Here is a 21,465-nt window from a genome sequence, read left to right on the forward strand (position 1 = left end):
GTTTCCCTGGGAAGGAACTGGTAGGGCACCGAAGAACCTATGACAGGAGACCGATGGCGGAATTTAAGGATGTCAGCGCGAAGACACCGCTGGCTATAGAAGTTCGGGGCGCCAGGGTTCACAACCTGAAGAACATCGACATCGCCGTACCGGCCCGCCAACTGGTCGCGATCGGGGGAGTGTCGGGATCAGGGAAATCCTCGCTGGCGATGGGGGTTCTATACGCTGAAGGCTCCCGCCGCTACATAGAAGCGTTATCCACGTATACTCGCCGGCGCATGTCGCATGCACCCCGGCCGGCAGTCGATTCCGTCCGGCATGTTCCCGCGGCACTCGCACTGCGTCAGCGTCCTGGTACGCCGGGCGTCAGGTCTACCTTCGGAACGTCGACAGAGCTGCTGAACGTGTTGCGCCTCATGTTCTCCCGGCTCGGCTCGCACTTATGCCCGAACGGCCACCGGCTGGCACCAACAATTGAGGTGGCACAGGATAAGGACCTTGTGTGCCCGAAATGCGCAGTGGCGTTCTACCCGCCAGGCGCCGAGGTACTGGCCTTCAACTCGGACGGGGCATGCCCGGCATGTTCCGGCACCGGCGTCGCCCGCGGAATCGACGAGGCCTCGCTGGTTCCTGACCATGACAAGAGCATCGATGCAGGCGCGGTGGCGCCGTGGTCCATGTTCGGCCTGACCGTGATGCCCCGTGTTGCCGCTGACCTCGGCGTCCGCACCGACATCCCATACCGCGACCTTACAGACGATGAACGCTGGATCGTCATGCAGGGCCCTGCGGAACAAAGGCGTGTCACCGTGCCATCGAAGAACGGAAAACTGTTCGAACTCAACTTCACCTACCGCAATGCGCGCCAGGCAGTGCAGGAAGCCCTCGATAACGCGACAACTGAGAAAGGCTTGAACCGGGTCGAACGATTCATCACCGCGGCCACCTGCCCAAACTGTCACGGCACCCGACTCAGCGAGAAGGCCCGAGGTAGCCAGGTTATTGGTTTGAATCTCGCTGAGGTCACAGCCATGACCCTGGAAGAGGTGATCTCTTGGGCATCTATCGTTCCTGACAGCTTGCCAGGGGCAATGCGGCAGATGGCCACAAACCTCGTCGCAACGCTTCAGAACATGGCCGTGCGCCTCATCGATCTCGGGCTGGGCTACTTAAGCCTTGACAGGACCAGCTCAACTCTATCCACTGGTGAACGACAGCGGGTGCAATTGGCCCGGGCTGTACGCAACGAGACCACCGGGGTCCTGTATGTCCTTGACGAACCCTCGATCGGGTTGCACCCGGCCAACGTAGACGGCCTTACCGGCGTCATGCGCGACCTGCTGAAGGACGGCAACTCAGTCGTCCTTGTCGATCACGATGTCCAGGTCCTGCGGCAAGCAGACTTTGTTATTGAGATCGGTCCGGGCTCTGGTCCGCAGGGTGGCACGGTCCTGGCTGCTGGAACTGTCGGCGACATCGGAACAAATCCCGCATCACTCCTAGGCGGGTTTCTCACCGGGAAGGAGCCGGTTATCGTCCGCGAGCGTACGGCGCCCGGTACGGTTTTCCACCGAGGCGCCATTCACCTCGAAACAGCCCCTCTGCATACCGTCAAGGCCTTATCTGCCGACATTCCTCTTGGGCAGCTCACTACCGTCACCGGGATGTCCGGCTCGGGCAAGACAACGCTTATCCTCGAAAGCCTTGTCCCCGCCCTCCAGACCGGGAAGAACTCGAAAGCCCCCGCACATGTCAAAAGCATCGACGTCGCGGGGATCGAGCAAGTCCACGTCGTCGACGCAACACCCATCGGGGTCAACGTACGCTCCACCATCGCCACCTACAGCGGGATAATGGATGATCTGCGGCGGGCATTCGCATCCCTGGGAGCCGCTAAGGACCGTGCGTTGAGCGCCGCCGATTTTTCCTACAACACCGGCTCCTTGCGGTGCCCGCTCTGCGAAGGGACCAGCCAGATCGTCCTTGACGTGCAATTCCTGCCCGACGTTGACATTGAATGCCCCGACTGCAACGGAACGCGTTATGCACCCGAGACTGGCGACATTCGACGCCCGTCGCAGCAGAAGCCTGAAGGGTCCGGAGTGTCGCTGCCGGAACTGCTGGACATGTCCCTCACCGAAGCGCTCACCAACCTCCGGGATATCCGCAAGGTCCGAAAAAAACTCCAGGCACTTATTGATCTAGGACTGGGGTACCTCACCCTTGGACAGGGTACTCCTGCACTCTCCGGAGGAGAATCACAGCGGCTCAAGCTCGCTACGGAACTCCATCGAGACCAACACAAAGCCATCTTCGTTTTCGACGAACCCAGCGTCGGCCTCCACCCCCTCGATGTTCGAACCCTCCTGGGAGTTCTGCAGCGACTCATAGACAAAGGTGCAACCGTCGTCGTGATTGAACACGACCTGGACGTGATCGCGAACGCTGACCACATCATAGATATGGGGCCCGGCGGTGGTACCGCAGGCGGCCGCATCATCGCAACAGGTTCACCCGACGAGCTCGCGAATAACCCCTCCAGCATCACTGGGCGCTACTTGCGCGAGCACCTTTCGTACCGCTCAAACAATTGAATTCGCAGCGTCATCACCTATGAAGAACACAGCCGACACCCCTCCTTTACCGCCGTTGCCGGCGCGATCACGATGATCGTTGCGATGCTCGCCATGACAGCTGGAGATGTGCGGGCACGACCCTATCGGACCTGGCCCGGATCGCGTTGCCTGTGGCGGGTTCCATGAGCGCATACCTCCGTTACGGGCGCTAGGAGTGGCCAAAGCATGCCGCCGATTTGTCCAGACCCACGGGACAGATCGTGACGGGGCTAGTCCTCCTGACGAGCACGAGCTCGAACCATGGTCCCGTTGTATCGGTGTCCACCATCAATCAGTGGCAAGTGGTGCAACGGGGATCATCGCTGGCGTCGCCTCCATCACGTTTCTTGGTGCGTACTCACCAGAGGGCGAGGACGCAGCTCTCGCGCCGCTTCACCGACGGTAGGATCCGTCATCGCCTGTCCGTCCCTACCGAGGCTGGTCCGCCAGCACCTCGCCAGCTATGGGCGACCATCCGGGGCTTGCGGCGACGTAGGTGTTGGAACCTGGGGAGGTTTTTGGTCGAGCCCATGCTGTCGGCGTCGTCGGTAAAAAGCTCGGTACCGGACTGGCTGTAGTAAGCTATGTCGTTCATGTTGTCCCGCTGGGCACCCCCGCCATAGGACACGCCGGTGGGCTCCTCCAAGAAAGCCGGAGCTCCGCGCCCAGGCGTCATTTGCCGTTAGCGGGCACCCCTGACGTCAGGTTGGGTGTGCGCTAACCGGACTGGCGGAGGCAGAGCTTGTGTTTGAGTACGGTCTTGGCGTCGGGCGTGCCGGCAACTGTCTGGCCGGAAAGTAGCCTTTCTGCCAGTTGTACCGCTGCCGCTCCTGTTTCTTTGAAGTCTATGGATAGGCTGCTTAGTTCGGGCATGAAGAGTTCTCCGAGTGGGATGCCATCCATGCCTATGACGGCGCAATCCCGGGGAACCAACCTGCCCATCTGGGTGAGGGCTTTGATTGTTCCGATGGCCATCACGTCATTGAAGGTGATGATGGCGTCGGGTTCGGTGCCGCTTTCCAGCATGTTTATCACTGCTTGCCGGGCTCCAAAGGCGGAGTCTTTGGAATTTTTGAATGTTAGGGGAAGACCTTGTTCTCCGGCGTATCGGGCGAAGGCCTGCGCGCGGACGGACAGGCCCTGGTGGCGGACGTAGTCCAAGTACACGATCTTCTCGTGGCCCTGAGCGCGGAGGTGGTCCAGCGCCAGTTGGGCGGCGTGGGTGTAGTCGAAGGTTACCTCTCCAGCAGCCCCGGCATCGGCCAGGTCCAGGAGCACAAGGGGGCGCCTCCCAAGGGCCTTTTGGGAGGCGCCGTGCTCATCGCCGAGCCAGCCGATGACGACATCCACGTTCGGTGCGAGCTGTGCAATTGCGGAGACGGGGTCGACTGCTCCGTCTCCGTAGTCGTTGATGACGACCTGCCAGCCACGCTTAGTTGCTTGCTCGACGACGCTTGAAACGAAAGAGGGGAAGTAGGGGTTCGAGAGCCCTGGGACAGCAAGTCCGAGGGAAGTGCCGGTTCCTTGGGCAAGGCCCTTGGCGAATCTGCTGGGTACGTAATCGAGCTCTTGTGCTATTTTCCTTATTCGCTGGCGTGTCTCGGCTTTGATGCCGGGCATGTCGTTCATAGCCCGGGTCACTGTCTGTTTCGAGACACCGGCAGCCGTTGCCACGTCCACGATGGTAGCGCGCCGCATGGTCAGGCTGGCCGGCGGGTCCTCATTTTGGTGCCTCATTATCTCTCTAGCTTACGTTCCTTGTTACTTCAGCCCGGTTGTGGCAATGCCTTTGACGAGATACTTCTGTCCAAGAAGGAAAACCACAAAGACCGGGATCAACGTCACGATGGACATCGCGAACAGGGAGCCCCAGGAGGCGCCGCTCGTGGCATCGACAAAGTTGCGCAGTGCCACCGGCGCGGTGTGCAGCGCGGGTTTTGTCAGGTAGATCAGCTGTCCGAAGAAGTCATTCCAAGTCCAGATGAAGGTAAAGATTGCGGTCGTCGCCAGCGCAGGCACTGACAGGGGCAGTATGACTTGAAAATAGGTTCGCCAGTAACCTGCCCCGTCAAGCCTGGCGGCTTCGTCCAGTTCCTTTGGCAGTCCGCGGAAGAACTGGACCATGAGGAATACGAAGAAGGCATCCGTGGCCAGGAATTTGGGCACTATCAGTGGCAGGAAGGTGTTGACCCAGTGGAGGTTGGCGAACAGTACGTATTGAGGGACCAGTACCACGTGCATCGGCAGCATAAGGGTCAGCAATAGGGCTGCGAAGAAAATGTTCCGGCCACGGAATTCCAGCTTGGCGAAGGCGTAGGCGGCCATGGAGCAAGTGAGTAGATTCCCGATGAGGGATCCTGCGACGACCACGGCGGAGTTCAGCAGGTAGACATTGAACGGATTTGCCAGCGCCGTCCAACCGTCTGCGTAATGGCCTGTGTCCACCTCGGTGGGAATTAGGCCAGGGTCCCTGAATATCAGTGCTTCGGGGCGGAACGAGCTGGCAACCATCCACAGCAGCGGGTAAAGCATTAGTCCCGCCGCCAGGATCAGGGCGGCGTGCTTCAGGGCACCCCTGAACCGGTGGGTTTGCCTCCGGAGTACCGGCTCAGGGGTGTTGCTCCGGCGCAGGCTTTTGACTGTCTCTGTCTCAATCGCGGTCACTGTAGTACACCCATCGTTTGCTGAAATAGAAATTGATGGCCGTGAAGATGCCGATGATCGCCACCAGCAGCCAGGCCATCGCGGAGGCGTAGCCCATGTTCAGGCGTCCGAATCCCTGCTCGTAGAGATAGAGCGAATAGAAGAGGGTCGAATCAGCCGGGCCGCCTGTTCCGCCACTCACCACAAACGCCTGGGTGAAGGTCTGGAATGAATTGATGATTTGCAGGATGAGGTTGAAAAAAAGAATGGGCGTCAGGAGCGGCAAGGTGACGCTAATGAATTGGCGCCACCGTCCTGCCCCGTCGAGTGACGCAGCTTCGTAGAGATCTTCCGGTATCTGCCGAAGGCCGGCAAGGAAGATCACCATCGAGGAACCGAAGCTCCAGACATGCAGCATGATGAGCGAGCTGAGAGCAGTGTCCGGGTTCGAAATCCACCCCGGCCCTTGGATGCCGAAAAGGGCGAGGAACTGGTTGACCAGCCCGCCACTGCCGAATACCTGCCGCCACAGGACGCCAACGGCGACCGAACCGCCCAGCAGGGAGGGCAGGTAGAACACCGACCGGTAGAAAGCCAAGCCCCGGATGCCTTTATTCAGGACCATCGCCAGCGAGAGTGCCACGACCAGGAGGGAGGGCACTCCGATCAGAACATAGACAAAAGTTACGCCGAGGGATTTGTGCAGGCGCGGGTCATTGAACATCTGCTCGTAGTTGTCCAACCCGACCCATTGTGGGGCGCGGAGCAGGTTGTAGTCAGTGAACGAAAAATACAGCGAGGCGATCATCGGGCCGATGGTGATGACGAGCATTCCCAGAAACCACGGAAGCAGAAAAGACCAGGCAGCTCGTTCTTCCAACCGTTTCATGAGGGTGCGCCCTTTCGGTGGCACCATGCGAGAGGGTGCAGTGCTCCGTTTGGGAGGCGTCAGCGTTGACATGGGTACTCCGGACATAGGTTTGTGGCTGGTCGGGTGCAGTCGAGCATGACATCGGGAAAACGCTTTCGTCAAGGTCTTGACGGCTACGTTACCGGTCACTAGTGTTCTTGATCAGGTCCTTAGAACCTCTGAAAGACGTCAGTGATCTAATGGTTACCGGTCACTAGCTCAATTTTCGTCGAGACGCCTGACCACGCCGCCGAGCATGGCAGCAGGACTTCAATAGCCGTCCCGCCTCCCCATCACCAAGCAAAGGAGCTCACGCATGCGAGCAAGAAAAGCACGTCCGGCCCGCAGGAGGATGGCTGCTGGCATCCTTTCCGCCCTGACCTGTGTTGCAATGTTGGCCGGGTGCGGTTCCCCAGACTCCCAGTCTTCCAATCAGGACGTTACGATTCGCTTCAACTGGTGGGGCTCGGACGCCCGGCACAAACAGACCCAAGCCGCAATCGACCGGTTTGAGCAGGCACATCCCAACATCAAGGTCCAGCCGGAGTTCTCGAACTTCTCCGACTACTTCAACAAGTTGTCGACCGGTGCTGCATCCCGGGATCTGCCCGATGTGATGCAGCAGACCGATCCCTACATGTACTCGTACATTGACAACGGCCAGATATTGGATCTCAAGAAGTTCTCCGACGTTCTGCCGACGTCGGACTTCTCCAAGTCCTCGCTTGGCGGAACAAGTATCAACGATGGGCTCTATGGAATCCCGTCCGGTGATTCAGGTTTCGGTATCGCGCTGAATCCCGCCCTCTTCGAAAAGGCCGGGGTTCCGCTGCCGGACGACAACACGTGGAGCTGGGACGAATACATAGACAAAGCCGTTGCCCTCTCCAAGGCTCTTCCAGGCGTGGCCGGCACGTCCATACCCATGGACGAGCAGACCATGAACATGTGGATCCGACAGCACGGGGAGGACTACTGGAAGAACAACGGAACGGAAATCGGATTCTCTGCCGATACCGCCAAGGACTGGTGGGAATTCGTCAAAAAGGTCCGTGACAGTGGTGGCACCCAGTCAGTGGAGGCAGAACTCGAATCCGCCAGCGTCGCCCTGGAACAGTCCCCGCTTGCCATGAGCAAGAAAGCAATGGCACTGGTCTCGGTGAACCAGGTAGGCAACTTGGAAAAGGCCGCGGGCCAGGAATTCAAACTGATGAGACTCCCGGGCGAGAAACAGTTCTCCACGCAAGGGGGCTGGACCAAACCCGGCATCTACTACTCAATAGCCGCCAACAGCGAACACCCAAAGGAAGCGGCAATGCTGATCGACTTCATGACCAACTCCTCCGATGCTGCCGAATTACTGAAGTTCGACCGAGGTGTCCCCTCCAACTCCAAGGTGCTGGAAGCCATCACCCCGTCCCTGACGCCGGTCGAGAAAAAGGTCGCCGACTACGTCACGCGCGTGAATGATCTGGGCACCCCGCCCTACGCCGTCCCGAACACCAAAGCCGGGGGCGTCCTCATCGACACGGTCAAGCGGCTGTCCCAAGAAGTCGTCTTCGACCGAATGACCCCGGAACAGGCAGCCGACCAACTGATCAAGACAGTCAAAGCCGCCATGTAGGTAACCGCAGGCCCCGTGGCACGGGGCCTGCGGGCAACCGGCATAGCGGCTTGGACCTTTACGCTTCCACCTCCAACACGAGAGACCTCGACGATGCACCCTGCTGACTTTGCCTCCTTCCGCCAACGCCTCCCGGGCATCATCTACGGCGGTGACTACAACCCGGAACAGTGGCCGCGGGAAACGTGGCACGAAGATGTCCGGCTGATGCGCGAGGCCAAAGTTCGGCTTGTGAGCCTGGGCGTGTTCTCTTGGGCGATGTTGGAGCCCTCGGACGGGGCATTTACCTTTGACTGGCTCGACGAGATTATGGATCTGCTCGCCACGAACGGAATTTCCGCTAATCTGGCCACCCCGAACGCCGCTCCACCACCCTGGCTGGCCTCCTCTTTTCCGGAGACCCTCATGGTCGAGCGATCGGGAACACGAATGGCAATTGGCAGCCGAGGCCATTTCTGCCCCTCCTCGCCGGTCTACCGCAACCGCAGCCAGCGCATCGCACGGCTCCTGGCCGAACGGTATGGCGACCACCCCGCCCTCGCCATGTGGCACGTCGGCAACGAGTATCACCAGTACTGCTTCTGCGACCTCTGCGACGACAATTTCCGTCACTGGCTGCAGCAGAAGTACGGGACGCTGGATGAACTCAACACACGCTGGGGCACCAGCTGCTGGAGCCAGTCCTATAGCGACTGGTCGCAGCTGCACGTACCCAAACCTGTACGCGGCTGGGTGAACCCTGCCAGAGAACTCGACTACGCCCGCTTCAACAGCGATATCCAGATCGATCTCTACCGGCGCGAACGGGACCTGCTGAAGGAAGTGACCCCCCACATCCCGGCGACAACCAACTTCGTCCAATTCTTCCCGGTTCAGGACTACCGCAGATGGGCGCCAGAGCTTGACGTCATCGCCCTCGATATCTATCCGGATCCTGCCAACCCCGAGGCACTCTCAGACGCCGCGATGCAGTACGATCTCATGCGCCATCTCGGTAACGGATCACCCTGGATGATGATGGAACAAGCCGCCGGTGCGGTCAGCCAGTGGGCGGTAAATGTGCCCAAAAAGCCTGGGGCAATGCGGCTGGGCTCCTACCAGGCGATCGCGCACGGGGCCGACGCCGTGATGTTCTTCCAATGGCGGGCCGCCCGCTTTGGCCAAGAAAAGTTCCACTCCGCCATGCTTCCGCACGGCGGCGTTAAAACCCGAGGCTGGCAAGAAGTAAAGGCATTGGGCAACGAACTATCGCTGCTGGACGCCGTTGCCGGCGCCCGCAGCACCGCGAAGGTCGCGATCGTCTGGGACTGGGATAACTGGTGGGCTGTCGAAGGCCCTGCCCATCCCCTGAACAACTACAGCTACAAGGAGGTGGTCACCAGCCATTACCGGGCCCTCTGGAAGACCAATGCCTCCATCGACGTCGTAACCCTCACCTCGGACCTATCCCAGTACAGCGTCCTGGTCATACCAAATCAGTACCTCATCAGCGATGAACAGCACACGGCTGTGCGATCCTTCGTGGAAGCCGGCGGCCACGCGCTCATCTCGTACTTCTCCGGCATCGTCGACGAAAACGACCAGATCATCGGTAACGGCTACCCGGGCGGTCTTCGCGATGTAATAGGCGCTCACGTCCGCGACTTTGCACCCCTGCCGGCAGAAGAGACCGCCTTAGTCCAGGCGCTGCCGGAAGCAGAGCTGCTTAGCCAATCGTTCTCAACGGACACAAGCCGCTGGCAGGACGATATAGCACCCGAAGGAGCCAGCGTCGCGGCCAGGTACGTAGGCGGGCACCTTGACGGCAAACCAGCGATCCTGGACCACCGAATGGGGGAGGGCAGCGCGATCTACATTGGAACGCACCTACCCCAACGCGCCCTGGACGAAGTCTGCTCAGCACTCATCGCCCGTGCACGGGTGGAAGCCCCTCACGGGGCGCCCGACGACGTGGAGGTCACCGAACGCCGCACCGGAGAGCACAAGTATCTCTTCTTCCTTAACCATTCAGAGGAAACAAGGATTCTTGAGGCGGAAATCAGCGGCTGGGAGCTCCTTGCCGGACAGACGGTGTGCAAGGGTCAAACCCTCACCCTCGAACCCTCAGGCGTCGCCGTGATCAAGACGGAATTCTGAAAGATGACCGGCGCAGGAGAGCCGGCACATCATACGCGGAAAGCCCTTTCCATCCTTGTCTTCCCCTGCTGGAATAAAGAACAAGACCTTCCCTAACAAGCAGAACGGCTGTCAAATTCGCATCAACGACAACGGGGCGTGGTGCTGGTTCCAGGACGAACGCGCCCTCATCGATCCCGCCAACAACACCTTGCTGGTAGGCTCCGTAGCCGCACCCGAAGGCCCCGGCGGTGAGACCCGGGGAGGCAACATAGAAATCGCCGTGGTGGACCTGAAAACGGGCCAAAGACGCGTCCAGGTGCTCCACCAGCGACTGGAATCGGACGACCACAATGCACCCGCCCTGCTGATAAGGCCCGACGGCAGGTACGTGGCGATGTACGCCAAACACAAGACCGACAACTACTCGCGCTGGCGGGTTTCACTGCGTCCGCACGACGCATCAGAATGGGGCCCGGAGCACGCCTTTGACTGGACAGACCTGGCTGGCGGACGCGGGGCCACCTACTCCAACCTGCACCGCCTGGACGCCGAATCGCGTGTCTACAATTTTGTCCGTGCCGTCAACGACGACCCGAGCATGATGGTCTCCGACGACGACGGCGGGACGTGGCGCTACGGCGGCAAGCTGTTCACCCGGCCCAAGGTGGGTTACGTCAATGGCTACACCCGGTACTGGGGTAACGGGGTGGACCGGATCGACCTCATCACCACGGACCACCACCCCCGCGACTACAACAACAGCATCTACCACGGCTTTATCCGCGACAACGCCCTCCACGACGCCGCTGGAAGGGTCATGGAAAAACCTCTCCTGGGCTCGGCGGGCATAAACCAGAATGCTCTCACGACCGTCTTCAAATCCGGCACCAGGATCGACGGTGATGTCCTCACCCATGCCTGGACCACGGACCTGCGAGGGAAGGGCGACCAACTCGCGGCAATTATCAGCTGCCGCGCCAACGACGTCGACGGACCTCTCGAGCGTCTGCAGCGGCTTGAGGTCGACGACCATCGGCTGCTTTACGCGCGCTTCGACGGGACGCGCTGGCTGGTACACCCGCTGGCCGCCGCGGGCTCGGCGCTGCTGCCCCACGAACAGGACTACACGGGGCTCGGCGCCGTGGATCCGAACGATCTGGACCAGGTGTACATCTCCACACCCCTACACCCGGGGACCAGTCAAGCCACTGGCCACTACGAGATCTATAGAGGGCGCACATCCGACAACGGCGCCTCCTGGCAATGGTCGGAGGTGACGGAAAACTCGGACGCGGACAACCTCCGCCCCATGGTGGTCCCGGGAGAACCGGCCGTCCACGCCGTCGTGTGGTTCCGCGGCAGCATGGACTCATCCCAGACGTACAAAACCGAAGTGGTGGGCCGGATCAACCGCCCCGCCGACCGGGTCCCCCTCAATCCCGAACGAACGGCCTCTCCCGTCACTTGAAGGACTGACACGTGGCGGAAGAGCCAGCACTCGGAATCAGCGCCCGGAGCCAGACCCGGGGTTGGGCGTCGAAACGGCGTCTGAGCGACGGCTTGCTTGGCTGCCCCAGCGCGAGATGGTCTACTGCAGCACCGCCGCCAGGTGGGGTGTGCTCGGGAACGACAACGGTGCTTCCAGCGCCTCGGCTGGGGACGTTTCTCGACATGGGCCGCTAGGGTGTGACCGCCCAACTACGCGCGCCTATTGAGGGTCGTTGGGTCGGCCCGGTTGTCGTAGGATTCCCGGGCTGACAGTACAGCTTCGATATGTTGTTCAGCCCAGCGGCCAAGCGCCGATAGTGGCTCTCGAAGCGTTTGGCCCAGGGTGGTTAGCTCATATTCAACCCGCGGGGGCATCTCGTCATAGGCCGTTCGCTCTACGATGCCATCACGCTCCAGATCACGCAGGGTATCGGCCAGGACTTTGCCGCTGACACCGTCCACGGCATCACGCAGTTCACCGAACCTCAGTGGACCGCCGCTCAGGGCGATGATGATCATCGCAGTCCACTTGTTGGCTATTTTCGCGAGGGAGGTCCGCGAGGGGCAGGTGGCCACCATGACGTTCCAGGCAGGTACGTTCATAGAGTCGGCCTCCTTAGTTACGTTGAGGTAACAGGTTACCGAATGTAACCATAGGGATCGTAACCCAATCTAGGAGATCAAGATGACTGACCAGACACCCGTTGCTGTAGCAATAGCGTACTTCGACGCCCTCAGCAGGGGTGATATGCCCTCGGCAATGGAATTGTTCAGCCCGGACGTCGTCTGGTATCAGCCGGGCTCCAACCGGTTTTCCGGTGATCACACGGGGGTCGACGGCGTGGGTGCGCTGCTCGGCGGGATGATGGAAGCGAGCCAGGGGACCTTCGCCATCGCCGTCACCGGGCCGGCAATGGCTAACGGAGAACTCGTTGCCGTTCCGGTGCAGTTCTCAGGCAAGCGCGCGGATGCATCGATGGATATGTCCGGCGTCGATCTCCTCACGATCCGTGAGGGAAAGATCGCGGAGGTGAGGCTTTTCTCAGCTGACAGCCAATCGGAAGATTCCTTCTGGGGCCATCCCTAGGGCATCGCAGAACACGTAAACCGTCACCCGCTGGCGCCGCTGAAGTTGTTACCTTTGCGATCTCGCGACCGCATCCGGGAGTCTTCCGGCTTGACGTTGAGGCGGCCGTGCACCAGAGCAAGTCACAAGAGCCGGTTGAGAGAAATTCCCTTTTCCGAGGCGGCTCAGAGCGCGACGGAATGCTCCCCAAGGCCACTGCGCCAGGGTCTGGCCTCGCTCACATAGCTACTTTGGAGCTGCGCGCCGTTTGCGCGCGTAGGAGCGTGCGGCGCGGACGCGGTCGCCGCAGCGGGTTGAACACCATTGCCGTCGAGCGTGGGTGCGGAGGAAGAATCGCTGGCACCCGTCCGCTTCGCAGGAAGCGAGCACCGATGCTTGGTCGCCGCTAAGCAGTGAGGCAGCGTCGTCGGCGATGAGGGCCATGACGTGCTCGACGACCTGCGTCACGGGGTGGTTGGCGCTGCGGGTAAACCCTGAATCCGGGTCAAACTGAAGCAGGAGTGCACCGGGCGCACAAGTCAGCGCACAATTGAGAGCTTGCACGGCCGCTGTCGTGGGGACGTCCCCTGTGGTGTGCGCGGTGAACAGATCGCGCAGGTCTGACCGCAGGTCTGCGAGCCTGCCCCGGCAGTGGTCGTGCAACACAGTCTCCGGCCCGATGAGATCGTGTGCTCTCAGCCAGGCCGCAGCGTCGTCAGGACCGTCCAATTCGTCATAGCGTTTGCCGGCGGGCAATTCGTTCGCGCTGTTGACCAGCGCGAGGCTGGGATGCTCTTTAGCGCCTGGTGCGGCTGCCAGCGGTGTTTCCGACATGATCCTCATGGTAGCAGTTTCATTTAAGCGTGAGAAGAATGCTAGGCTCCGATCATGCTAAAAAACACTATTTTCCATGAGCGGGTCCGATGACGTTCGATGGAGCGGCCGGCACGGCCCCCTTCGCGCTGTCGGTGCTTTCTGCGGGCGGTACCGGGGTGGGGATGACCGCCGGGGAGGGGCTCGCGGCGACGATTTCCTTGGCGCGAACGGCGGACCAGCGCGGTTATCACCGGTTCTGGATGTCTGAGCATCATGCGATGGGGGCGACCTCGGTGTCATCACCTGCGTTGATGGTCGCCCGTCTCATCGCTGAGACGACGAGCATCCGCCTTGGCGCCGGAGGGGTGATGCTGCCCAACCACGCACCGTTGCTGATCGCCGAACAGTTCGGGATGCTGGAGGCTCTCGCCCCGGGCCGGATCGATCTTGGGCTGGGACGCGCGCCCGGCACTGATGGGGCGACCGCTGCGGCTCTGCGTCGAGGCGCGGATGCCAACGACGGATTCCCACAACAGGTGCTCGAATTGCTCGGATTCCTCGGCGACGACTTTCCTTCTGGACACCCCTACCGACATGTTCACGCAGTCCCTGGCCCGTGGCAAGCGAGGGAGAACCGGATGCCTGCGCCCTCGACCTTCCCGGAGGTGTGGGTGCTGGGTTCCTCTCCGTACTCAGCACAACTGGCGGGGCAGCTCGGCAGGCCGTATGCGTTCGCCTTGCAGTTCGGCGACGCTGACATCGACACTGCCATGCGTCTCTACCGTGAGAGCTTCCAGCCCTCCGAAGTGCTTACCGAGCCGTACACGCTCGTCAGCGTGCCCGTGGCGATCAGCGATGACCCGGTTGAGGCAGAACGGCAGGCGGCAACGTCGGCAATGGGGATGCTGCGCATGTTCAAGCGCGAAGGCTACCTGCTCCTGCCGCCGGACGAGGTTGAGGCGTATCCGGCCACTATTCAGGAGCGGCAAATCCTCGACGCCTACACCAGCCGAAATTTTCATGGCTCCGCCGCTACTGTCGCAAACCGTCTCGAAGCCATGCACGAGCGCACCGGTGTCGATGAGGTGATGCTCGTCGTTGGCGGCCACTCTGCACGCCTCGACCAGCAGGGGATTAGCCTGCTCGCCGATCACTACACGCTGCCCCACGTGGAGGCGCCCCTTCCAACCGCCGCCCAGTAGCAGCCATACCCACATTCCGCATATTCACAACACACCCCTTGAAGGAGAACTCCATGACCGCACCGCGCCGCGCCCTGATCGTCATCGACGCCCAGCAGGAATACTTCGACGGACTGCTTCCGATCCAGTACCCGGGCCGTGACCAATCCATCATCAGCATCCAGACCGCGATCAAGACCGCAGAGCAGACCGGAACGCCGGTCGTGATCGTCCAGCACGAGCTTCCCGCAGAAGCACCGGTGTTCGCATCCGGATCGGCGACCTGGCACAACCACCCCGAAGTAGCCGCCCACGAGAACGCGGCGGCCAAGCGCATCAGCAAACAGTTCTCCAGCGTCTTCGCGGACACGGACCTCGAAGCCTGGCTGCGTGAACAAGGCATCGACACCATCACCCTCGCCGGCTACATGACCAACAACTGCGTGCTCGCGTCCGCCGCTGCCGCGGAGCCCCTCGGATTCACGGTCGAAGTCCTCTCAGACGCGACCGGAGCAATCGACCTCGCCAACGACGCCGGCACCGCGCCCGCACGCCAAGTCCATGAGACCCTCATGGCGCTGCTGCACTCGAACTGGGCCGCCGTCACCGACACCGAGACCTGGACTGCGGCACTGCACACGGGCGCGCCGCTGACCAAGAGCGACCTCGTCACCTCCGCCGCCCAAGGCCGCAGTACCCGGTAGTAAGTACCGCGAGGGTGGGCGTCGCGCGCTCAACGTGCCCGGACTATGCATCTTGCGTGAGGACCTGCCACACACCCATCGCTTAGTGGGCAGTGAGCCCGTCGGCGGGCCGCCGAATCAGGCGTGCGGGCATACCTCGAACGATGCATCCGGAAAGAACCGCATCACTTACAGTGCCTCCCTCTAAGCCCAAATCATCTTGAACAGGGATCTACGTGATCGTTGGCTTCCTGCCGCCGCGTCAAGGAACGATCCTCGCCCTGACATTCGCGGACATATTCTTTCCCTCGTTTGGGGCTACGAGGGCCACCTCGTCGCGCAGACCACCCAGCAGCACATCACGCAAGGAAACAACCCATGACCACACCACGAAGGCCTGGCTACTCCTAATTCCCGCCATCCTGGTCGAAGTGATGGCCTCACTCGCCCTCAAGGGCGCACTCGAGCACCCCGCCCTCTACGTCGTCGTTGTCATCGGCTACCTGAGCGGATTCGTACTGCTCGCCAAGATACTCCGCACGGGTATGGCCCTCGGGGTCGCCTACGGTATCTGGGGAGCTACCGGCGTCGCCCTCACTGCCGTTGGCTCCCTCCTGATCTTCGGAGAACCGATCACCGCCCTCATGGGCATAGGAATCATCGTCATCATCGCCGGCGTCCTGTGCGTGGAGCTCGGGGCCCAGGCGGCCCACAAGAAAGCAGAGATGGCCTGATGTCTTATCTTCTCCTTACCGCTGCCATCCTGTTTGAGGTCTCCGGCACGATCAGCCTCCGCCTGGCAATCGACAACAAACGCTGGTACGCAGCAGTTGCGGTCGGATACGTGGTGTCCTTCAGCATGCTCGGCCTCGCCCTCGCTCATGGGATGCCCATCGGCATCGCGTACGGAATCTGGGCCGCAACAGGCGTCGCCCTCACCGCCGTTCTTTCTAAGGTCCTCTTCAACGACCCCCTTACGTGGCTAATGAGCATTGGCATCGTCCTCATCATCGGCGGCGTCTTCCTCGTCGAACTCGGCGCGATCCACTAACGAGAACCGCGGTCACCCAACGGCCGTCACTGCAGTCCGCCGGCCTGGTTGATCGACATGCACGGCGCGGCCCGCTGGAATACGCCGGAGGTTTCCCCGGGTATTCGAGGAAATCATGCATGCCCTGGTCGAACCGTCGTATCCTGACCACGCCGAACGGTCCGTATGGGGGGGTGGAGATGACCGGATCTGCCGTAACCTTTGACCGGCCTTTCTGGACATCCAGGCCGTCAACCAGGTGCTGGCTGAGCCGTTCCCACGCGCCGAAGTCCGGCGGAAAACAAGCCACGAACGATGGCAGGAACAGTCCGTTCTGCAGGTGCTCCCCCGCCCATTCTAAAGAGCCGATAGTGTACCTTCTGTTAAGCTGCGCCAACTCGGCTAGTCCTGAAGTGCCTCACGGAAGGTCGTAGGGCAGGGATTTGTATGCGGTGTCTTTGTTCATGTTCCAGCCGGCGACGATGCCGGAGCCGATCATTTGGTCGCTGAGGCGGGCGAGACGGTAGGCGGGGTCGGTGTCGAGGGCGAGTTGGAGGAATTGGTGGGCTTTGCTGCCTCTGCCTTCCCACCAGTTGATGTAGCCGATGGTGGTGAGCACTGGTGCTGCGTGTTCGGCGCTGGTGCGGGTGTAGGCGTGCAGGAGGAGTTGTTGTGCCCATTCGATGCGTGACCATTTCGGAGCATGGTCGGTTTGGGCGAACAGGATCTGTTGCATGGGTTCGTCGACGCCTGGGATGTCTGCGATGAGCCGGTCCCGGATAGCCGGGAACTGCAGGTTTGCGACGAGGGCGTGGCAGTCGTCATCGCTCGGGAAGGTCTTGGAGTTGAGCATTCCTGCCCAGAGTTGCCGGCCCTGCTGGAGCGCGGCGTCCGTTGGTTGGGAGGCGATGGTGTCCATGTGGTGTTCGACGGCGGCCGCTTTCGCTGCTTCCTCGCCGGTGGGCGGGAGAATAACCCGGTCGGTGGGTTCGACGAAACTGCCCCGGTAGATAAATTCGGCGTTGATGGCGCTCGTCTGAGTGGAGCTGACGGGTAGGGCGAGGGTGGTGCCGGGCTCGCCGTCGTAGGGGGAGAAGGTTTCGTCTCCGACGAAGAGTCCGTCCCGGATGGTGATGCCCTGTTCGGCGAGGACCCCGGTGAGAGCGGCTATGGTGCCGGCATACGGCCGGGCCTGACCGGGCTGCGCTGGTTCGGTGGTGTACACGGCGAAGAGTACGGATGTGGCGTTGGTGTCGCTGGTGAGGTAGTGGGCGACGGTGCGTGCGTAGGGGAGTTCTTGGCCGGGCTGGCGGGGGAGATCGATGCGCAGCGTCGCGCCGATGCTGTTCTCGTTCATGGTGATGCAGACCAAGCTTTCCTTGGGCCAGAAGCCCAGAGTATGCCCGATGAAGCTGAGCACATCTGATGGTGTTTTGATAGTGAGCTTTTCCATGATCCCCTTGTTTCCCTTCACCCTTGTGTTGCCGTGTCTTGTTGCGGTTGTTGGTTGTGTGCGTCGTTCTGGTAGGGGACCACCCGCTGGGTAGAGGGGCCGGAGTGCAACTTGGGGGACCGGCGCCGGGGCGAAAACTTCAGCCGCGGGCAATGCTTCACCGTTCTGATGATGAAGTTTTCGGTTCCGGGGTCGGCGCGGTAGCGCCCTGGTTGCGCGGAGGACCCGCCCAGCGATCATGGGGACATATCAGAATGACAAGCAGTTCGTACTTCTGCCTGTCCATCGCGGCCTGGCAGTTCAGCGGCATGACGCCGGTCCGAGTGCTCTAAGCGAGAAGCGAGATCGGAGGATCCTTGCTCCGCTGGAGAGACCAAGATGTTGCCCTCGTCTACGGGAACGCAAGGGTCACGCGTTCGACAGAGTGAACCATAAGTGTGATTGGCGGTTTTGGGACTGTAAGTGGGGCTGCCGTACAGAAGTGCTGTGAGTGCCACCTGCTGGTAGTACGTTGGCATTGGTCTTAACTCTGGGGGTCATTTATACATGTCAAAGCAGGGCAGTGTGGCGAAGCTGCACCATTACGTTCCTCAGGGCTATCTACGCGGCTTCGCAAATGAGAAAGAGCGTATTACGGTTGTGCCGCTCGACGGGAGGGCGAGTTACACGCCGTCGGTGAAAAACGTCGCCGCGCAGACTCACTTCCACACGCTTCATGGCTATTATGAGCCTGACGAGTTTGAGAAACTTCTCAGCGGTATTGAGGGCGAAGCCCTGAATATAATCCGCCGCCTCGAGGGCGGTGAGCTTCCTCTTCCGGAAAGAGACCGATGGACTTTTTCGTTCTATATCGCGCTTCAAGCTTCCCGAGGTCCTGATACGCGCAAGACGATTGAGCATCTACATGCCAAGACTGCCCGGGTAGAGGTTGGTGCTGGAGGGCGGAGGAACGTCAAACGTTGGATCAAAGACAACATGGGGTTCGATGCCAGCGACGAACAGGCAAATCGCATATGGGATGAAGCCACGCAGCCCGGAGGGCCGCCAATCTCGTTTCCAAATCACATTCACATACAGCACATGGTTGACACCTCCGAACAGCTGACCCCGTACATCGCGACCCGGCCATGGACTCTTGTCCGTTTCGCCCAACGGTCTCTCATAACCTCGGACGCGCCAATCAGCCTGGTGCGTAACTTTGAAGACGAACCCTGGCAAGGTGTGGGCTTCGGAACTGCTTGGGCTGTGGCGTTTCCACTGACGACGAAATTAGGCCTGCTGATGAGCGATCCTATGGCAATCGTCAAGGGACTATCCGCAGATGACCCTCAGGTGCAGGAGATCAGAGCAGCCGTTCTGCAAGGAGCGGCAGACCGCGCTCAAGGCGGATCAACGGCCATGGAGCGACTATTTAACGAGCACACGGCAAAGCATGCCAGGGAATACGTCTACCGGCATCCGGACGATGACAAGTTTTTACCCGCAGAGCTACATGCACCAACGCTAATCAACATGACGGCCAGCGGCTTCATGGATGCTGAATTCGACGGAGAGCCTTGGTTCAACCGCAGCGAGGGGGAGCCAAGACACGACAGTTAGAAAGCGGAGTCCCAGATTAAGCCTCGCACCAAGGCTATGTTCCGTGGAAGGACTGCTAATTAGGGCTGCTGGGAGGTGTGGACAATGTCCACACCTTTCACGCTGGATCGTGCTTTATAGCGGTTGGACTGCTTCCGATTCCGCGTGTTTTCGGAAGTTCCCAGCGTTGGCAAGGCCTGGAGTCCAGTTCGAGTCCTACCTCGGGCACAGTGTTTCCGCAGGTCAAGAGCTTATTATGTTTTTGGTGTTGACAAAGCTTGACGTTTCGGAGAGTCGTCGATTCTGGCAAGCACCACCACTCTGGCTTTGAGCGCTGGATCAGGCAGCGTCCTCTGCTCCTTTCGGACTGGGCGTTCTCTTCTGGGCGAACCTGTGGGCACCAAGAAGACCCGCCACTCGCGTCTGGGCTCGTCCACCAAAGCCTGCCCAGCCCGTGTCGTTGAACCCGCCCGGCAACTTGGCTCGGTCGGAAAGCGGGTTTGGCGACTATCGCGCGTGTGTGTGGGCGCGTATCGGTGCGTTTCCCACACGGTTGTTCTCGGCCGGTGTTTCACCCGCCCAGCAGGATTGAAGAGATGGTGGCGGTACCGACGGCAATAATTGCCCCCGTCGCGGTGCGGAGGAGGACTGGATGCGCCGCTTTTTTGTCGCGGAGGTTTGCGTTGCGGTGCAGGATGCAGATTCCGAGTACGGCGGTGGCACTCGCCGCGACGGCCGCTGCGATGCCGAGACCGAGGGAGGAGCCTGCGATGTCGCCGCCGTGGTGGGTGAGGGATGTTGTCCAAGCGCGCCAGATAAAGAAGTCGGAAACGATCATTGCCAGGAAGGTGCGCCGCCAGGCGAGTGCGGTCCGTTCCGGCTGCAGCCCTGGGTCCCGTGGTGTCACCGGACAAGGATGAGAACAGCGACGACGGTGCCGGCCAGTGCGATGACGGTCGTCATCGCCACGAGCAGCCAGGCGTGGGGGAGTTCCCGTTTCTGGCGCATGGCTTGTTCCTGCAGAGACCAGCGCCGGTAGGCTTCCAGGGCCAGCAGCGCGCCGATGACGGCGAGCACGAGGCACAGGATGATCCGGACCGGGGGCGGGGCGATCTGCGGGGTGAGCTGGTCGACGGCGATGGCGCCGGCGAGGATGGCCATAGCGGTGCGGATCCAGGCCAGGAAGGTGCGTTCGTTTGCCAGTGAGAAGCGGTAGTCCGGCATCTCCCCGTTGCGGCGCCATTTGGGTTCTTTGAGCTTGACCATTAGAGGGTCACCGTTCGGAAGCCGCAGTTTCCGCTGGAGGATTCCGGCGTGTTGGAGGTACGGGCGGCGACCCGGTACCTGTTGCAGTACGACTCGTGGCACAGGTAGGAACCGCCGCGCATGACCCGGCCGGCCCCAGTGACGGGCCCCTGCGGATCCTGGCTGGGCGAGGTCCGGTAAAAGTTGGGAAGGAACCAGTCGTTGCACCACTCCCAGACATTTCCGGCAACCTCGTAGAGCCCGTAGCCGTTGGCGGGGTAGGACTTTACGGGGGCGGTGCCGAGAAAGCCGTCATCCTCGCTGTTGTTTGTTGGGAAGGTCCCCTGCCATTTGTTGCAGCGGTGCTCCCCGCCCGGAGTGAGCTCGTCCCCCCATGCGTAGCGCTTCCCAGTCAGTCCGCCGCGCGCGGCACATTCCCATTCCGCCTCGGTCGGCAGTCGTCGGCCGGCCCACTGGCAGTATGCCTGCGCGTCATTCCAGGAGACGTGGACGACCGGGTGATCAGGCATCTGGTTCCAGTCAGAGGAGGGGCCAGCTGGATGTGTCCAGTCCGCGCCGCGGACGTTGATCCACCAGGGTGCTCCGGCAGCGCGGCCAACGATGTCAGCATCCTGTGCGGCTACGAGGAGGTGGAACACAGCCGAACTGCCGTACTGTTCGGCCTCCGTACGGTAACCGGTGGCCGCCACAAAGGCGGCGAACATCCGGTTCGTCACCGCCGTCGCATCAATCCTGAACGCCTCTAGCTCCACCGCGTGGACGGGGCCTTCCCCGTCACTCGGGTAGCCTTCTCCGAATGCGTCGCCCATGAGGAACACACCTGCCGGGATAGGTACGTCCTGATGTCTAGGTGCTGTCGAGGCGGTAGTGGGGGAGGACGGTACTGCTGGTCCTGAGTGTTGCTCTGCGGCCGTGGGGGTGTTTGCTCCGCTGTTGGGCGTGCAGCAACTGGGGCTGGCCCCCGGGTTTTGGCAGTCCATGGTCCTCCTGGAAA

At 61.1% G+C, this 21,465-nt stretch carries 19 protein-coding genes; 10 read left to right on the plus strand and 9 right to left on the minus strand.

What is annotated here, in order from left to right; translation table 11 throughout:
* Positions 1 to 53: 53 nt before the first annotated feature.
* Positions 54 to 2,594, plus strand: coding sequence for an excinuclease ABC subunit UvrA (locus AC4EEV_RS19770; RefSeq protein WP_491329778.1), 2,541 nt, complete (start codon positions 54 to 56; stop codon positions 2,592 to 2,594).
* 738 nt (positions 2,595 to 3,332) lie between these two features.
* Here the strand turns inward: AC4EEV_RS19770 and AC4EEV_RS19775 are convergent.
* From AC4EEV_RS19775 to AC4EEV_RS19785, 3 genes are all read right to left on the minus strand, one after another.
* Positions 3,333 to 4,289: a LacI family DNA-binding transcriptional regulator gene (locus AC4EEV_RS19775; RefSeq protein WP_491329779.1), complete on the minus strand. Its 957-nt coding sequence runs from the start codon at positions 4,287 to 4,289 to the stop codon at positions 3,333 to 3,335.
* 87 nt (positions 4,290 to 4,376) lie between these two features.
* Entirely contained in the window at positions 4,377 to 5,246 is an 870-nt protein-coding gene (locus AC4EEV_RS19780) for a carbohydrate ABC transporter permease (RefSeq protein WP_491330914.1), read from the minus strand.
* Positions 5,247 to 5,265: 19 nt separating this feature from the next.
* A complete protein-coding gene (locus AC4EEV_RS19785; RefSeq protein ID WP_491330915.1) occupies positions 5,266 to 6,174 on the minus strand; it encodes a carbohydrate ABC transporter permease in 909 nt (302 codons plus the stop codon).
* 310 nt (positions 6,175 to 6,484) lie between these two features.
* Between AC4EEV_RS19785 and AC4EEV_RS19790 the strand changes: the two genes are divergently transcribed.
* The 3 genes from AC4EEV_RS19790 to AC4EEV_RS19800 all read left to right on the plus strand — a co-directional run bounded on the left by AC4EEV_RS19790 (position 6,485) and on the right by AC4EEV_RS19800 (position 11,378).
* Positions 6,485 to 7,792 (plus strand): ABC transporter substrate-binding protein, encoded by a 1,308-nt coding sequence (locus AC4EEV_RS19790; RefSeq protein WP_491329780.1) that lies wholly within the window; start codon positions 6,485 to 6,487, stop codon positions 7,790 to 7,792.
* Positions 7,793 to 7,885: 93 nt separating this feature from the next.
* Positions 7,886 to 9,928 carry a beta-galactosidase gene (locus tag AC4EEV_RS19795; protein ID WP_491329781.1) on the plus strand — a complete coding sequence of 681 codons (2,043 nt, stop codon included), beginning with the start codon at positions 7,886 to 7,888 and terminating at the stop codon, positions 9,926 to 9,928.
* A gap of 115 nt (positions 9,929 to 10,043) precedes the next feature.
* On the plus strand, positions 10,044 to 11,378 hold the full coding sequence (locus AC4EEV_RS19800; protein WP_491330916.1) for a BNR-4 repeat-containing protein: 1,335 nt from the start codon (positions 10,044 to 10,046) through the stop codon (positions 11,376 to 11,378).
* A 230-nt stretch (positions 11,379 to 11,608) separates the two neighbouring features.
* On the opposite strand, the gene AC4EEV_RS19805 is transcribed toward AC4EEV_RS19800, so the two are convergent.
* Positions 11,609 to 12,001, minus strand: coding sequence for a winged helix-turn-helix transcriptional regulator (locus AC4EEV_RS19805; RefSeq protein WP_491329782.1), 393 nt, complete (start codon positions 11,999 to 12,001; stop codon positions 11,609 to 11,611).
* Positions 12,002 to 12,083: 82 nt separating this feature from the next.
* Here AC4EEV_RS19805 and AC4EEV_RS19810 point away from each other — a divergent pair, with 82 nt between their 5' ends.
* Positions 12,084 to 12,485: a nuclear transport factor 2 family protein gene (locus tag AC4EEV_RS19810; protein ID WP_491329783.1), complete on the plus strand. Its 402-nt coding sequence runs from the start codon at positions 12,084 to 12,086 to the stop codon at positions 12,483 to 12,485.
* A gap of 225 nt (positions 12,486 to 12,710) precedes the next feature.
* Here the strand turns inward: AC4EEV_RS19810 and AC4EEV_RS19815 are convergent, their stop codons facing one another.
* The gene (locus AC4EEV_RS19815; protein WP_491329784.1) at positions 12,711 to 13,298 is read right to left on the minus strand and encodes a CGNR zinc finger domain-containing protein; all 588 of its coding nucleotides are present in this window, start codon (positions 13,296 to 13,298) and stop codon (positions 12,711 to 12,713) included.
* An 89-nt stretch (positions 13,299 to 13,387) separates the two neighbouring features.
* Between AC4EEV_RS19815 and AC4EEV_RS19820 the strand changes: the two genes are divergently transcribed.
* From AC4EEV_RS19820 to AC4EEV_RS19835, 4 genes are all read left to right on the plus strand, one after another.
* Positions 13,388 to 14,482, plus strand: coding sequence for an LLM class flavin-dependent oxidoreductase (locus tag AC4EEV_RS19820; protein ID WP_491329785.1), 1,095 nt, complete (start codon positions 13,388 to 13,390; stop codon positions 14,480 to 14,482).
* Positions 14,483 to 14,535: 53 nt separating this feature from the next.
* Entirely contained in the window at positions 14,536 to 15,165 is a 630-nt protein-coding gene (locus AC4EEV_RS19825; RefSeq protein ID WP_491329786.1) for a cysteine hydrolase family protein, read from the plus strand.
* Between the two features lie 413 nt (positions 15,166 to 15,578).
* Entirely contained in the window at positions 15,579 to 15,878 is a 300-nt protein-coding gene (locus tag AC4EEV_RS19830; RefSeq protein ID WP_491330917.1) for an SMR family transporter, read from the plus strand.
* Positions 15,878 to 16,195, plus strand: coding sequence for a DMT family transporter (locus tag AC4EEV_RS19835; RefSeq protein ID WP_491329787.1), 318 nt, complete (start codon positions 15,878 to 15,880; stop codon positions 16,193 to 16,195). The genes AC4EEV_RS19830 and AC4EEV_RS19835 overlap by 1 nt, the downstream gene beginning before the upstream one ends.
* A 397-nt stretch (positions 16,196 to 16,592) precedes the next feature.
* Here the strand turns inward: AC4EEV_RS19835 and AC4EEV_RS19840 are convergent, their stop codons facing one another.
* The gene (locus tag AC4EEV_RS19840; RefSeq protein ID WP_491329788.1) at positions 16,593 to 17,627 is read right to left on the minus strand and encodes a DUF4192 domain-containing protein; all 1,035 of its coding nucleotides are present in this window, start codon (positions 17,625 to 17,627) and stop codon (positions 16,593 to 16,595) included.
* A 564-nt stretch (positions 17,628 to 18,191) separates the two neighbouring features.
* On the opposite strand from AC4EEV_RS19840, the gene AC4EEV_RS19845 reads away from it, so the two are divergent.
* Positions 18,192 to 19,226, plus strand: a complete 1,035-nt coding sequence (locus tag AC4EEV_RS19845; protein WP_491329789.1) for a DUF4238 domain-containing protein — start codon at positions 18,192 to 18,194, stop codon at positions 19,224 to 19,226.
* Between the two features lie 550 nt (positions 19,227 to 19,776).
* On the opposite strand, the gene AC4EEV_RS19850 is transcribed toward AC4EEV_RS19845, so the two are convergent.
* Genes AC4EEV_RS19850 through AC4EEV_RS19860 form a run of 3 tightly spaced genes read right to left on the minus strand, consistent with a single transcriptional unit; the run spans position 19,777 to position 21,451 of the window.
* The gene (locus AC4EEV_RS19850; protein WP_491329790.1) at positions 19,777 to 20,112 is read right to left on the minus strand and encodes a DUF202 domain-containing protein; all 336 of its coding nucleotides are present in this window, start codon (positions 20,110 to 20,112) and stop codon (positions 19,777 to 19,779) included.
* Positions 20,109 to 20,471 (minus strand): YidH family protein, encoded by a 363-nt coding sequence (locus AC4EEV_RS19855; RefSeq protein ID WP_491329791.1) that lies wholly within the window; start codon positions 20,469 to 20,471, stop codon positions 20,109 to 20,111. Before AC4EEV_RS19855 ends, AC4EEV_RS19850 begins: the two co-directional genes overlap by 4 nt.
* Positions 20,471 to 21,451, minus strand: coding sequence for a formylglycine-generating enzyme family protein (locus AC4EEV_RS19860; protein WP_491329792.1), 981 nt, complete (start codon positions 21,449 to 21,451; stop codon positions 20,471 to 20,473). The genes AC4EEV_RS19855 and AC4EEV_RS19860 overlap by 1 nt, the downstream gene beginning before the upstream one ends.
* Between the last annotated feature and the right edge of the window lie 14 nt (positions 21,452 to 21,465).

It is taken from the genome of Pseudarthrobacter sp. MOO14, from assembly GCF_058267675.1.

Bases quoted from the DNA above. Each gene is read 5' to 3' on its own strand.
- AC4EEV_RS19770 (WP_491329778.1), top strand. From the start codon at position 54: ATGGCGGAATTTAAGGATGTCAGCGCGAAGACACCGCTGGCTATAGAA.
- AC4EEV_RS19785 (WP_491330915.1), bottom strand. From the start codon at position 6,174: ATGGTGCCACCGAAAGGGCGCACCCTCATGAAACGGTTGGAAGAACGA.
- AC4EEV_RS19790 (WP_491329780.1), top strand. From the start codon at position 6,485: ATGCGAGCAAGAAAAGCACGTCCGGCCCGCAGGAGGATGGCTGCTGGC.
- AC4EEV_RS19795 (WP_491329781.1), top strand. From the start codon at position 7,886: ATGCACCCTGCTGACTTTGCCTCCTTCCGCCAACGCCTCCCGGGCATC.
- AC4EEV_RS19805 (WP_491329782.1), bottom strand. From the start codon at position 12,001: ATGAACGTACCTGCCTGGAACGTCATGGTGGCCACCTGCCCCTCGCGG.
- AC4EEV_RS19810 (WP_491329783.1), top strand. From the start codon at position 12,084: ATGACTGACCAGACACCCGTTGCTGTAGCAATAGCGTACTTCGACGCC.
- AC4EEV_RS19815 (WP_491329784.1), bottom strand. From the start codon at position 13,298: ATGTCGGAAACACCGCTGGCAGCCGCACCAGGCGCTAAAGAGCATCCC.
- AC4EEV_RS19820 (WP_491329785.1), top strand. From the start codon at position 13,388: ATGACGTTCGATGGAGCGGCCGGCACGGCCCCCTTCGCGCTGTCGGTG.
- AC4EEV_RS19825 (WP_491329786.1), top strand. From the start codon at position 14,536: ATGACCGCACCGCGCCGCGCCCTGATCGTCATCGACGCCCAGCAGGAA.
- AC4EEV_RS19830 (WP_491330917.1), top strand. From the start codon at position 15,579: ATGGCCTCACTCGCCCTCAAGGGCGCACTCGAGCACCCCGCCCTCTAC.
- AC4EEV_RS19835 (WP_491329787.1), top strand. From the start codon at position 15,878: ATGTCTTATCTTCTCCTTACCGCTGCCATCCTGTTTGAGGTCTCCGGC.
- AC4EEV_RS19840 (WP_491329788.1), bottom strand. From the start codon at position 17,627: ATGGAAAAGCTCACTATCAAAACACCATCAGATGTGCTCAGCTTCATC.
- AC4EEV_RS19855 (WP_491329791.1), bottom strand. From the start codon at position 20,471: ATGGTCAAGCTCAAAGAACCCAAATGGCGCCGCAACGGGGAGATGCCG.
- AC4EEV_RS19860 (WP_491329792.1), bottom strand. From the start codon at position 21,451: ATGGACTGCCAAAACCCGGGGGCCAGCCCCAGTTGCTGCACGCCCAAC.